The sequence below is a fragment of the Cryobacterium sp. BB307 genome, from assembly GCF_012274275.1.
In the GTDB taxonomy this organism is placed as follows: Bacteria; Actinomycetota; Actinomycetes; order Actinomycetales; family Microbacteriaceae; genus Terrimesophilobacter.
The window spans coordinates 144,898-158,224 of the sequence record NZ_JAANZA010000003.1; the positions used below are offsets into that span (position 1 = coordinate 144,898).

Consider the following 13,327-nt stretch of genomic DNA (forward strand, 5'->3'; position numbering starts at 1 on the left):
CCGGAGCGAACCTCCGGCGGCGGTCGTGATACCGCGCATCAGCGAACGGGCATGGTGAGCCGCAGCATCCGTTCCGAATCGCGCTCGCGCTCGAGGTGAGCGAGGCGCAGTTCGACCCGGTTGGCGCGGCGCTCGCGCGACTCCTGGTGGAGTGTGCGGCGACCGTACGTGATGAGAGCGAGACCGACGTGCAGGGCAAGTCGGTCGAGGGTGCTCACCCGGCGAACCGGGCGAAGGTCGTGCACCCGCGCCTGTTCGGGCGGGTTTTCATGGCGAGACCGGATGGTCGTCATGGTCGAGTTCATTTGTTTAGCCTCACTGGTTGCGGACCGCGGGCGCGCTTGTGGGCGCGCGGGAGCTGTCCGACGATGCCGCTCGTGGCGGCGAAATGGGAGCGACGACATCCGACAAGACGCGTCGTGGAGAGGGGTGCTCAGCCGAGCAAGAGGCTGCCCGGCCGACTGGGCTTCGAGAGCGTCACCACCGTCTGAGCCGGCAGCGGAATCTGTCAGCCGTTATGCGGTGAGGACGCCGACGAAGCCGGCGGCAGCTGTACGGGGCATTCCCGTTGTGTTTGTAATCACGCTCGGCTCCTTTCTTGTAATTGGCGCGGGGAACACCGTATCGGGGAACGGTAGCTGAGGGCAACCCTTATTTCACGCGTGTCGCGAAATCTTTCTGCTCGCGCGGGTGCACCTTCCACGCGCGGGTCGAATTCGTGGGGCGGGTGGAAGTTCGACCCGCGTTCGGCGGTCGAGCTAGGCGATCAGCTCGGCGATGACGTCGGCCACCGCCCGATTCAGGTCCAGCACCGTGAACGGCCCAGCGAAGCGCTCGGCCGCCATGGAGTGCACCACGGCGGCAGTGGCCCCCAATCGCGCGAGGGCCGACGGGTTCGAGGCCACCTCGTCGGCGTGCGTGGCGACAAGCGCCCCGACGATGCCTGCGAGCGCATCCCCGGTCCCCGCGGTCGCGAGCCAGGTCGAGCCCGACTTCACCGCGAGATGAACGCCATTCGGGGCGGCGACGTGGGTGGTGTTGCCTTTCAACAGCACAGTAACTCCGAAGCGGCGGGAGGCGACGGATGCGGCACGCGCGCCATCCCCCTCGACCACAGCCCGCTCGGCGCCGAGCTGACGCGCAAGCTCCCCCGCGTGCGGGGTGATGATCGCGGGCGACGACACCCTCCGCACCAGGTCAATGGCGCCCGCGTCGATCACAAGCGGCACGCCGGACTCGAGCGCGTCGACCAGGTCCTCACTCGCGGTCTCGACGGCCTCCGCGTCCATCCCGGAGCCGATCAGCCACGCCTGAACCCGGCCCTCGGTGATCACCACCTCTGGCCGCCGCGCGAGCACCAGGTCCGTGGCGCGCTCCGGCCCCAGATAGCGGACCATGCCGACGCCCGTGTGCAGCGCGGCATCCACCCCGATGACCGCTGCCCCGGGAAAGCGATGCGACCCGGTGAGCACGCCGAGCACGCCACGCGAATACTTGTCGTCACGCGGCAACGGCACGGCGACCCAGTCGCGGGCCTCAGCGGTGCTCCACCCGGCGAACTCGGTCATGGACTCACGATAGTTTGGAACAAAGAAAGGTGACCAGAAATTGTCAGGAACCGAAGCGACGGATACCGCACCATCGAACGTGGAGATAGCCGACGGCGGTGACCCCACATCCGCCGGGCGGGCGCTCTTCAGCACCTACACAATCCGGGACGTCACCTTCCGCAACCGCATCTGGGTCTCCCCGATGTGCCAGTACTCAACCCCGGACGGTGTGCCCGGCCAGTGGCACCTTGTGCACCTCGGCTCGCTCGCTGTCGGCGGTTCCGGGCTCGTCATGACCGAGGCCACGGCCGTCACCGCAGACGGACGCATCTCCCCTCACGACACGGGCATCTGGACCGACGAGCAAGCGGATGCCTGGGCACCGATTGCCGCGTTCGCCAAGGCTCAGGGCGCTGTCGTCGGCCTCCAACTCGCCCATGCCGGGCGGAAGGCCTCCACCTACCGGCCGTGGGAAACCGAGCACGGTACGGTGCCCGCAGGGGACGGCGGCTGGCAGACCGTCGCACCGTCATCCATCGCCTTCGACGGGTACACGACCCCGACCGAACTCGACCGCGACGGCATCCGGAACATCGTGGCCGCGTTCCGGGCGGGCGCCCGTCGGGCAATGCGTGCGGGTTTCGACCTGGTCGAGGTGCACGCCGCCCACGGCTACCTGCTGCACCAGTTCTTGTCCCCGCTCTCGAACCAGCGCACCGACGAGTACGGCGGCACTCTCGAGAACCGGGCGCGCCTGCTGCTCGAGATCACGCGTGCCGTGCGCGACGAGATCGGCGACGCACCCCTGTTCGTGCGCTTCTCCGCGAGCGACTGGGTCCCGGGCGGCTGGGATGCCGAGCAGACGGCGACCGTCGCCGCGTGGGCGGCCGACGCCGGTGCCGACTTCTTCGACATCTCCAGCGGCGGCCTGCACCCCGATCAGCAGATCACGGTCGGTCCCGGCTATCAGGTGCCGTTCGCGGCCTCGGTTCGCGAGACCGCCGGCGTGCCGGTCAGTGCCGTCGGCATCATCACCGAGCCCGCACAGGCGGCCGAGATTGTCGCATCCGGACAGGCGGATGCCGTGATGCTGGCGCGCGAGCTGCTGCGCGACCCGCATTTCCCGCTCCGCGCCGCGCACGAGCTCGGTGTCGAGATCGACTACTGGCCGAACCAGTACCTGCGAGCCAAGTGGCGCGCCTGACTCACTGGCGCGCCTGACTCACTGGAAGGTGACGGGTGTATCGGGCGTGTCAATCGCCGTGACGCCGTGAGGACTGGTCCATTCCAGCACGCCGAGACTGATCTGTTTCACGCTCCAGCCGGGTAGGTGCTTGATGGTGTGATGATTCGGGCACAGGTCGGCGAGGTTGCCGACCTCCGTCTTGCCGCCGTGCTGCCAGGCGGTGGTGTGGTCGAGGTCGCAGTCGCCGGGTGGTTTGGTGCAGGACGGACATCGACATCGCCCGTCGCGGCGGTGCAGGTAGCGGCGCAGCTTCTTTGACGGCCGGTAGCTGTCCACCGCCAGGACCTGCTGGCTGACCGGATGGGTGAGCACCCGGATCAGGCTGGGCGCGTTCCCGGCCAGCCGGGTGGCATCGTCCAAGCCGATCGGACCGCGTCCGGCGATGCTCGCCGGCTCGTCGCTTTCCCCGAGCAGGGTGAGGACCGGAATGAGGATCGACACCTCCGGGCGGATACCGATCCCGGCGGCGTGTGGGGCATCCGGGTCGCCCGAGGGCTGCCCGGTGAGCACCAGCTCGCAGGCCAGGTCGGCACGCACCTGATCCAGAGTGCGGGCATCTGCCGGGTTGGCGGCCTTGACCGCCTTGGCTTGGGCGGTGAGCCGATCGAACATCGCCACGGCTAGCACGGAGGGCACGATGTGAACCAGCTCGGACATCCCGTCACCGATCTCGAAGATGCGCACCGAGCGAGATTCCTTGGCCTTCAAATGCCGATCCTCGAAGGTCACAGCGGCCAGCTTCTCTGCCGCCTGCCGAGCCAACCGGCGCAACCGGCCGGGGGTGACCTTCACGGCCCGCTCGACGACGGCAACCTCGTACTGGCTGCGAAGTTCCGGATCGTTGATCGCATCGCCACACTCGACAATCACCCGGGCGTGGCCGATGCCGATGCTTCCGGTCTCCAACGCCTGCAGCGTCGCCGGGTACTCGTCGACCAGCTCCTCGGCGCGCAGGATCCGCGACTCCATGGTGCGATCGGACACCCGGCAGGCCAGCGCCAGCTCGGCCGCGAGCGACCGGTAAACCAGGTCTATCCGCGCGCCCGGGCCCTCTTCAGCCACGTATAGGCGAGCCAGCGCCGCCAGCTCCCGGGCCTCCTCGGCCTCCAACGCAGCCTTGCGGGCCTGCAGCCGGGCCACCCGCTGGATGGCCGCGTCGATCGGATGCTCCTCCACCAGCCCGGCTACGAGAGCCCGGAATCTCGTCTCGACCTCCTCGGCCGGCAACGTGTTCCACCCCAGCTCGGCGAGCGAACTACGCCGACTCGAGGCTTCGACCTCGGGGCTGCTGTCGCTGATGTTCTCCATGTATTCAGTGGACACCCGGCCACCGACATTGCGACATTGAAGGGGGGAAGTTATCCACAGACCCTTGCGTATCGGCATCGACGACGCGTCAGGCGAGCTTCCGCCTGGTCGCGTCCTGCACCTCGCCGACGAGTTCCTCGATGATGTCCTCGAGGAACAGCACCCCATGCGTCATGCCCTGCTCGTCGAAGACGCGCGAGATGTGCACGCCGGAGCGTCGCATCGCGGCAAGCGCGTTCTCCAGGTCGGCATCCTGGAACACCGAGATCAGGCGACGGATGCGCTTGGCCGGCACCGGCTCGTCGATCTCGTCGTCATCCTCGAGGTCGATGACGTCCTTGAGGTGCAGGTAACCGGTCGGCTCGCCCTCACCATCGACGAGCACGTACCGCGAGAAGCCGTGCTGGGTGACGGCACGCTCGACCTCGCTCGGCGTCGCAGCCTCGGGGAGCGTCACCAGCTGCTCCATGCCGATGGCGATGTCGCGCGCCTTCTTCTCAGTGAACTCGAACGCGGCGTTCAACGCGCCCGAATCGTCCTTGAGCACGCCCTCGCGAGTCGACTGCGCGACGATGTTCGCTACCTCGTCGATCGTGAACGAGCTCGTCGCCTCGCTCTTCGGGGTCACCCCGAAAAGCCTGAGCACACCGTTTGCGGTCGCGTTCAGCGCAACGATCACGGGCGCGAAGATCTTCGACACGACGACCAGCGGCGGGGCGAGCACGAGCGCCATCCGGTCGGGCATGGAGAACGACAGGTTCTTCGGCACCATCTCGCCGAGTACGACGTGCAGGTAGGACACGACGAGGAGGGCGATGACGAACGCGATCGTGCCGATCACTTCCTCCGGCCAGCCGGTGAGCTGAAGCGGGATCTCGAGGAGGTGGTGGATGGCTGGCTCGGACACGTTCAGGATGAGCAGCGAACACACCGTGATGCCCAGTTGGCTGGTCGCCAGCATGAGGGTCGCGTGCTCCATCGCGAACAGTGTCGTCTTGGCCGCGCGGTTGCCTGCCTCCGCCCTGGGCTCGATCTGGGAGCGCCGCGCGGAGATGACCGCGAACTCGGCGCCGACGAAGAACGCGTTTATCAGCAACAGGATGCCCAGCCAGGCGATTCCCCACCAGTCGGTCATTCTTCTTCACCGCCTTCGGGCGGGTTCGGTGTGAAGCGCAGTCGATCGATGCGGCGTCCGTCCATCCGCTCGACCCGGAACTCGCCCGCGTCGGTAGCAACGGTGTCGCCAACCAGGGCCAGCCGGCCGAGTTCGCTCATCACGAAGCCCGCGACGGTCTCGTACGGTCCGTCATCCGGAACTCGCACGCCGGCGCGCTCCAGCAGCTCGTCCGGTCGCAGGATGCCGGGGAAGGTCACTCCGTCGCTTGAGCGCACAACGCCCGCGTGGGTGCGGTCGTGCTCGTCGGCGACCTCGCCCACCAGCTCCTCGACGAGGTCCTCGAGGGTGACAACGCCGGCGGTGCCGCCGTACTCGTCGACGACGACCGCCATCTGGTAGCCGCGACCGCGCAGCTCACCGAGCAGCGTGTCGAGCTTCATGGTTTCCGGCACGCGAAGCGCGTCCGATTTGAGGGCGGATGCCGGCACATCCGGTCTCCGCTCGCGCGGCACCGCGACCGCCTGCTTGACGTGCACCAGACCGACGACGTCGTCGACGCTGTCGTCGATCACCGGAAAGCGCGAGAGCCCGGTCTTGCGGGCGAGCTCGATGACGCTGTCGGCGGAGTCGGAGCGGTCGACGCTCGAGACCCGCGGCCTCGGGGTCATGACGTCGCCGGCGTTGCGGCGACTGAAGACCAGAGTGCGCGAGAGCAGCGTCGCGGTGTCGGCGTCGAGGCTGCCCTGGGTCGCGCTTCGCCGCACGAGTGACCGCAGTTCTTCCGCGGTGCGCGCCGAGGACAGCTCCTCCTTCGGCTCGATGCCGAAGGCCCGCAGGATGACGTTCGCAGTGTTGTTGAGCAGCACCACCGCCGGCCGGAACAGCCAGGTGAAACCGGCCTGGAACGGCATGACGAGTTTCGCCGTGCGCAGGGGCAGCGCGAGCGCGAAGTTCTTCGGCACCAGCTCGCCGACGATCATCGACAGGAGTGTTGCGATCAGAACGGCGATGACGCTGCCGACAGCGCGGACGGCTCCCTCGCTCAGCCCGAGCGATTCCAGCGGCCCGCTGAGGAGCGAGCTGATCGCCGGCTCCATGGTGTAGCCGGTAAGCAGCGTGGTCAGCGTGATGCCGAGTTGTGCGCTGGAGAGGTGCGTCGAGGTGATCTTGAGCGCACCGATGGTGATGTTCAGGCCCTTTTCACCCCGAGCGGCGCGAGCTTCAAGCTCGGAGCGGTCGAGGTTGACGAGGGAGAACTCGGAGGCGACGAAGAATCCGGTACCGATGGTCAGCAGGAGCCCGATCCCAAGCATGATCAGCTCATACATGGGTGCCACCGGCCCGGCAACTATAAGGGGGGTCGTCCATTATTCGATCGAGTATAGCTAGGGACTTACTACCACCCGACCGGCAGGGCCTTCCCCTCCTCGTAGCCCGCGGCGGACTGCAGGCCCACAACCGCGCGGTCGCGGAACTCCGGGATGCTGCGCGCGCCCGCGTAGCTCATCGACGAGCGCACGCCGGACGTGATCATGTCGATCAGGTCCTCGACGGAGGGGCGCTGCGGATCCAGGTAGATGCGGGAAGACGAGATGCCCTCGGCGAAGAGCGTCTTCCGCGCGAGTTCGTAGGCGTCGAGCCGGTCGAACCGCTCGTGCACAGCCTTGGTCGAGGCCATGCCCCAGCTCTCCTTGTACAGCTTGCCGTCGTCGTCGCGCTGCAGGACGCCCGGCGCCTCGATGGTGCCTGCGAACCAGGAGCCGATCATGACGGATGCCGCACCTGCGGCCAGCGCGAGCGCCACGTCGCGGGGATAGCGCACTCCCCCGTCCGCCCACACCGAGGCACCGACCTCTCGCGCGGTGGCCGCGGTCTCCAGCACGGCCGAGAACTGCGGACGGCCGACGGCCGTCATCATGCGGGTCGTGCACATGGCGCCGGGTCCGACGCCGACCTTGATGATGGTCGCACCGGCGTCGGCGAGGTCCCGCACCGCATCCGGGGTGACCACGTTGCCTGCCACGATCGGCACACCGAGACCAAGCGCCGTCACGGTCTGGACTGCCTTGACCATGCCGTCTTGAGCCCCGTGCGCGGTGTCGATAACCAGCACGTCGACACCGGCGCCGGCGAGCGCACGCGCCTTGGCCGCGACATCGCCGTTCATGCCGAGCGCTGCGGCAACCTTGAGCTTGCCGTCGGCGTCGACGTTCGGCTGGTACAGCGTCGAACGCAGGGCGCTCGTGCGGCTCAGTGTGCCCACGACCGCGCCGTGCCGCATGACCGGGGCGAACGCGAGGTCCGCCGCGATCATCAGGTCGAATGCCTCGCGCGGGTCCCCGACGTCTTCGACGTCGATCGCCGGAAGGTTTTCTCGCACGAGGTCGCCGAGCCGCGCATCCGGCATCGCCTTCAACAATTCGGATGCGTCGATGCAGCCCGCGTACTTGCCACCACCGTCGAGCAGCACGATGCCGTGTCCTGCTGCGGCAGGCACGAGCCCCAGCGCCTTCGCCACGGTGTCACCCGTGTGCAGTTCGATCGGGGTGTCGTAGGCGACCGGCTGGTCCTTGACCCAGCGGATCGCGGTGTCCAGTTCCTGCAGGTGCATGTCCTGCGGAAGCACGCCCAGACCACCACGGCGGGCGAGCGTCGCTGCGAGCCGAGCACCGGTGACCGAGTTCATGTTCGCCGAGACGAGGGGGATGGTCGCACCCGTGCCGTCATCGGTCGCGAGGGAGACATCGAGGCGGCTGGTCACGTCCGACCGGCTCGGCACGAGAAACACGTCCGAGTAGGTCAGATCGTGGGTCGGAGCCGCTTCGTAAAACCTCATGTTCTTAAGGCTAGCCTCTCGCCCTGCCCGTCGGCAGAGAGCAGTCAAACCGATTACGCTTGACCACTATGTGGCCGCTCGGAGGCCACGCGCGAGAGCACCCAGCAGTGACAATGAAAGTGGGCGGTCGGCTGTGTCAAGCCAGGAAACAGGGTTGGCCCCGGAGGATGCATCCTCGGGCGAGTTCGGAGCCAATGAGTGGCTCGTCGACGAGATGTACGAACGGTACCTCGCGGACAAGAACTCGGTCGACCGGTCGTGGTGGCCCATCCTCGAGAACTACAAGCCGGTAGACCAGCAGGACGCTGGGCAGACGGCAGCCTCCCAGCAGGATGCCGCACCGGTGACCTCGGCGTCGAGCACCGCCGCACCGGCTCCCGCCACGCAGGAAGCGCCCGCACCGGCCCCTGCGCCGGAGCAGGCCACCGAGCCCGGGCATCCGGAGCAGCAGGTGACCGGCGAGCCCGCGATCCCCGAAGCGGTCATGGAGGCCGCACCGGCTGACGTCCAGGCGGCCGTTGCGCCGGCCCCGGCCGGCAGCCAGCCCATCGCGAGGACCACCTCGATTGAGCCGAAGCCCCAGCCGATTCCGGCCGAGGTGCCGCCCACAGGGCCGATCGACAAGACACCTGAGGAGCCCGCAGAAGAGCCCCAGGACAAGGTCAGCCCGCTGCGTGGCATGGCCAAGTCGCTCGCGACCAACATGGATCAGAGCCTCACGGTGCCGACCGCAACCAGCGTGCGCACGGTCCCGGCGAAGCTGATGATCGACAACCGCATCGTCATCAACAACCACTTGAAGCGCGCCCGCGGCGGCAAGGTGTCGTTCACCCACCTCATCGGGTGGGCGATCGTGCAGGCCGCGAAGGAGTTCCCGAGCCAGAACGTCTACTACGAGGAGGTCGACGGCAAGCCGTCACTCGTGCAGGCGGCTCATGTGAACCTGGGCCTCGCGATCGACATCCCGAAGCCCGACGGCAGCCGCGCGCTGCTCGTCCCGAACATCAAGCGTGCGGACACCATGGGCTTCGGCGAATTCCTCGCCGAGTATGAGGCGCTGGTCGGCAAGGCTCGCGCCAACAAGCTCACCGCCGACGACTTCGCCGGAACGACGATCTCGCTCACAAACCCAGGCGGCATCGGCACCGAACACTCGGTCCCCCGCCTGATGCGCGGTCAGGGCAGCATCATCGGCGCCGGTGCCCTCGACTACCCGGCCGAGTTCCAGGGCATGTCGCCGACCACGCTCGCCGATCTGGCGATCGGCAAGACCGTGACGCTGACCTCGACCTACGACCACCGCGTCATCCAGGGCGCCGGCTCCGGCGAGTTCCTCAAGAAGGTGCACGAGCTGCTCACCGGCGAGCGCGGCTTCTACCAGGGCATCTTCTCCGCGTTGCGGATCCCGTACGACCCGATCCACTGGGCGCCGGACATCCACATCGACCCGGCCAACATGGTCGACAAGACCGCGCGTGTGCAGGAGCTCATCAACTCGTTCCGCGTGCGCGGCCACCTGATGGCCGACGTCGACCCGCTCGAGTACCGTCAGCGCACGCATCCGGATCTCGACATCGCGAGCCACGGACTGTCGTTCTGGGATCTCGACCGCGAGTTCGTGGTCGGCGGCTTCGGCGGCAAGCGCGCTGCCCTGCTGCGCGATGTGCTCGGGATGCTTCGTGACGCGTACTGCCGCACGGTCGGCATCGAGTACATGCACATCCAGGACCCGACCGAGCGCAAGTGGATCCAGGATCACGTCGAGACGCCGTACAAGAAGCCCAACCACGACGAGCAGATGCGCATCCTCGCGAAGCTCAACGAGGCGGAGGCGTTCGAGACGTTCCTGCAGACCAAGTACGTCGGGCAGAAGCGGTTCAGCCTCGAGGGAGCGGAGTCGCTCATCGCGCTCCTCGACTCGACGCTGCACGAGGCAGCCAAGGCGAACCTCGAGGAGGTCGCCATCGGCATGGCCCACCGCGGCCGCCTCAACGTGCTCACCAACATCGCAGGCAAGACCTACGGTCAGATCTTCCGCGAGTTCGAGGGCACCCAGGACCCGCGCACGGTTCAGGGCTCCGGCGACGTGAAGTACCACCTCGGCACCGAGGGCACCTTCACCTCAGGGACCGGCGAGAAGATCCCGGTCTACCTCGCGGCCAACCCGTCGCACCTCGAGGCGGTGGACCCCGTCGTATCCGGCATCGTCCGGGCGAAGCAGGACCGCAAGCCGATCGGCAGCTTCCGCGTGCTCCCGCTCGTCATCCACGGCGACGCGGCGATGGCCGGCCAGGGAATCGTGGTCGAACTGCTGCAGATGTCGCAGCTGCGCGGCTACCGCGTCGGTGGCACCGTGCACATCGTCGTCAACAACCAGGTCGGCTTCACCACGCCTCCGAACGAGGGACGCACCTCGGTGTACTCGACGGATGTCGCCAAGACCGTCCAGGCACCGATCTTCCACGTGAACGGGGACGACCCGGAGGCGGTCGTGCGTGTCGCGCAGTTGGCGTTCGCGTTCCGCCAGGAGTTCCACAAGGACGTCGTCATCGACCTCGTCTGCTACCGCCGCCGCGGCCACAACGAGGGCGACGACCCGTCGATGACCCAGCCGCTGATGTACAACCTGATCGAGGCCAAGCGCTCCGTGCGTACCCTGTACGCCGAGGCCCTGGTCGGTCGTGGTGACATCACCCAGGAGGAGTACGAGGCGGCGCAGGCCGACTTCCAGGACCGCCTCGAGCGCGCGTTCGCCGAGACGCACGCGGCGCAGACCGGCTCCATCCCGGTCATCTCGCAGGACGAGAACGCCATATCCGACCTGGAGCGTCCGGACTCGCAGCAGGACGACGCCGCCGGAGAACCGGAGACCACCGGTGTCGACCCGAGCGTGATCACGACAATCGGCGACGCACACGCCAACCCGCCTGCCGGGTTCACCGTGCATCCGAAGATCCAGAACCTGCTCACCAAGCGAGTCGAGATGAGCCGCAACGGCGGCATCGACTGGGCGTTCGGCGAGCTCCTCGCGCTCGGATCGCTGGTCGTCGAGGGCACCCCGGTGCGCTTCGCCGGTCAGGACTCGCGTCGCGGTACCTTCGTGCAGCGTCACGCGGTCATCCACGACCGTCAGAACGGCCAGGAGTGGCTGCCGCTCGCGAACCTCAGCGAGAACCAGGCGCGCTTCTGGATCTACGACTCGCTGCTCAGCGAGTACGCGGCGATGGGCTACGAGTACGGCTACTCGGTCGAGCGTGCCGACGCGCTCGTGCTCTGGGAGGCACAGTTCGGCGACTTCGCCAACGGTGCGCAGATCATTGTGGACGAGTTCATCTCGAGTGCGGAGCAGAAGTGGGGCCAGCGCTCAAGCGTTGTGCTGCTTCTCCCCCACGGCTACGAGGGCCAGGGTCCTGACCACTCGTCCGCACGCATCGAGCGTTACCTGCAGCTGTGCGCCGAGAACAACATGACCGTTGCACGCCCGTCGACGCCTGCCTCGTACTTCCACCTGCTGCGCAGGCAGGCGTACGCGCGTCCCCGTCGCCCGCTGGTCGTGTTCACGCCGAAGTCGATGCTCCGCCTGCGCGGCGCCACGAGCGAGGTCGCGGACTTCACTTCGGGTCGCTTCGAGCCGGTGATCGACGACCAGACGATCGCCGACAAGGCGGCAGTCAAGAAGGTGCTGCTGCACTCGGGCAAGGTGCACTACGACCTGCTCGCGGAGCGCGAGAAGCGCGGAGTGCAGAACGACATCGCGCTTGTCCGCGTTGAGCAGTACTACCCGCTGCCGCTGCGCGAACTGGTCTCGGTGCTCGGCCAGTACCCGAATGCTGAGCTGGTCTGGGTTCAGGAAGAGCCGGAGAACCAGGGCGCCTGGCCGTTCATCTGCATCGAGTTGCTGCGCGTCGGCAAGCGCGACCTGAGCGTCGTCTGCCGTCCGGCATCCGCGTCACCCGCAACCGGCTCGTCGAAGCGGAGTGCGCAGGAGCAGACGGACATCCTGGACCGCGCGCTCGCCCTGTAGCTAGTCGGTGAGGGGCCGGAGAGCCTTCTCCGGTTCCTCGTCGGGCGCAACGCCGGCGAGGATCGCAGCGGAGAGCTCGTAGAGCTGCTCCACCTGCGCGTCGGTGAGTCGATCGAAGACGTGGTCGACGACGGTGGTGACGTGGCCGGGAGCCGCATCAACCAGCACGCGCATTCCCTCGTCGGTGAGGCACGCGTAAGTGACGCGCTTGTCCGCGGGGTCGGCGTCCTTGCGGATCCAGCCCAGTTCCTCGAGCTTGCGGACGGCGTGCGAAAGCCTGCTGACGGATGACAGAAGGACGTCGGCAAGGTCACTGATGGTCAGAGCGCGATCCGGTGCCTCGGAGAGCATCGCGAGGATCATGTAGTAGGCATGCGGCATGCCGGATTTGCGCTGCAGGTCTCGATCGAGCAGCTGCTGCAACTGGCCGGACGCCACCAGGTACGCACGCCACGCGCGCTGCTCGCGGTCGTTCAGCCAGCGGAAGGGCTTCTGCTCGTCGGTCACGTATCCATTCTAGCTTTTTACTTGAATGTTCAAACAAACGGGTGACGGTCGGGTATCTCGGTTACGGTCGATCAACGAAGTGGGAGCATCGCATGACCACCATCAGCATCGTCGGAGCGGGTAACGTCGCCCGCGGTATCGCCACTCGTGCCGTCGCCGCCGGTGACGACGTCCAACTCCTTGTGCGCAATCAGGAACAGGGCAACGCGCTAGCTGGAGAGCTCGGCGGCAAAGTCACCGCCGCGATGATCGGCGGACCGGTGCACGGTGAACTGGTGTTCCTCGCGGTCCCATTCTCCGCCGCGCCCGAGCTGGTCAGGGCCTTCGATGGCTTCACCGGCAAGGTGGTCGTCGATTCGTCGAACCCGATCAATGATGACTTCACGGGCCTTGCTACTGCGCCGGGAACATCCGGTGCCGAAGAGATTCAGAAGCTCGCCCCAAACGCGAGGGTCGTGAAGGCGTTCAATACGGTCTTCGCTCCGAATGTGATCGCGGGCACCAAAAACGGTCACCAGCTTGACCTGTTCATCGCAGCCGATGATGCCGATGCCAAGGCTGCGGTCGCTGAATTCGGCGACAAGATCGGGTTCCGGGTGATCGACATCGGTGCGCTTGCTCAAGCCTCGGTCATGGAAGCAATCGCCTGGCTGCACATGCAGCTGCAGTTCACGCGTGGCACCAACTTCCAGTCGGCGATCGTCATCCTTGACTGATCGGTCCCGCTGCGGGCGAACGC

At 67.1% G+C, this 13,327-nt stretch carries 10 protein-coding genes; 3 read left to right on the forward strand and 7 right to left on the reverse strand.

Going from position 1 to position 13,327, the window contains the following annotated elements:
* Positions 1-38: 38 nt before the first annotated feature.
* Positions 39-305 carry a hypothetical protein gene (locus HGK58_RS12200; RefSeq protein ID WP_168627896.1) on the reverse strand — a complete coding sequence of 89 codons (267 nt, stop codon included), beginning with the start codon at positions 303-305 and terminating at the stop codon, positions 39-41.
* Positions 306-758: 453 nt separating this feature from the next.
* The gene (locus HGK58_RS12205; RefSeq protein WP_168627897.1) at positions 759-1,568 is read right to left on the reverse strand and encodes an ADP/ATP-dependent (S)-NAD(P)H-hydrate dehydratase; all 810 of its coding nucleotides are present in this window, start codon (positions 1,566-1,568) and stop codon (positions 759-761) included.
* 85 nt (positions 1,569-1,653) lie between these two features.
* On the opposite strand from HGK58_RS12205, the gene HGK58_RS12210 reads away from it, so the two are divergent.
* Entirely contained in the window at positions 1,654-2,754 is a 1,101-nt protein-coding gene (locus HGK58_RS12210) for an NADH:flavin oxidoreductase/NADH oxidase (protein ID WP_168628146.1), read from the forward strand.
* A gap of 18 nt (positions 2,755-2,772) precedes the next feature.
* Here HGK58_RS12210 and HGK58_RS12215 read toward each other — a convergent pair whose 3' ends face one another.
* The 4 genes from HGK58_RS12215 to HGK58_RS12230 form a co-directional block, all read right to left on the reverse strand.
* Positions 2,773-4,104 carry an HNH endonuclease signature motif containing protein gene (locus HGK58_RS12215; RefSeq protein WP_168627898.1) on the reverse strand — a complete coding sequence of 444 codons (1,332 nt, stop codon included), beginning with the start codon at positions 4,102-4,104 and terminating at the stop codon, positions 2,773-2,775.
* Positions 4,105-4,192: 88 nt separating this feature from the next.
* Positions 4,193-5,239, reverse strand: coding sequence for a hemolysin family protein (locus HGK58_RS12220; RefSeq protein WP_168627899.1), 1,047 nt, complete (start codon positions 5,237-5,239; stop codon positions 4,193-4,195).
* Complete coding sequence (locus HGK58_RS12225; protein ID WP_168627900.1) at positions 5,236-6,549, reverse strand: hemolysin family protein; 1,314 nt, start codon at positions 6,547-6,549, stop codon at positions 5,236-5,238. Before HGK58_RS12225 ends, HGK58_RS12220 begins: the two co-directional genes overlap by 4 nt.
* Positions 6,550-6,617: 68 nt before the next feature.
* Entirely contained in the window at positions 6,618-8,057 is a 1,440-nt protein-coding gene (locus HGK58_RS12230) for a GuaB1 family IMP dehydrogenase-related protein (RefSeq protein ID WP_168627901.1), read from the reverse strand.
* 133 nt (positions 8,058-8,190) lie between these two features.
* Here HGK58_RS12230 and HGK58_RS12235 point away from each other — a divergent pair, with 133 nt between their 5' ends.
* Entirely contained in the window at positions 8,191-12,081 is a 3,891-nt protein-coding gene (locus tag HGK58_RS12235; RefSeq protein WP_349236217.1) for a multifunctional oxoglutarate decarboxylase/oxoglutarate dehydrogenase thiamine pyrophosphate-binding subunit/dihydrolipoyllysine-residue succinyltransferase subunit, read from the forward strand.
* Here the strand turns inward: HGK58_RS12235 and HGK58_RS12240 are convergent, their stop codons facing one another.
* Positions 12,082-12,588: a MarR family transcriptional regulator gene (locus HGK58_RS12240; protein WP_168627903.1), complete on the reverse strand. Its 507-nt coding sequence runs from the start codon at positions 12,586-12,588 to the stop codon at positions 12,082-12,084.
* 92 nt (positions 12,589-12,680) lie between these two features.
* Between HGK58_RS12240 and HGK58_RS12245 the strand changes: the two genes are divergently transcribed.
* Entirely contained in the window at positions 12,681-13,304 is a 624-nt protein-coding gene (locus tag HGK58_RS12245; protein WP_168627904.1) for an NAD(P)-binding domain-containing protein, read from the forward strand.
* The last annotated feature ends 23 nt before the right edge of the window (positions 13,305-13,327 follow it).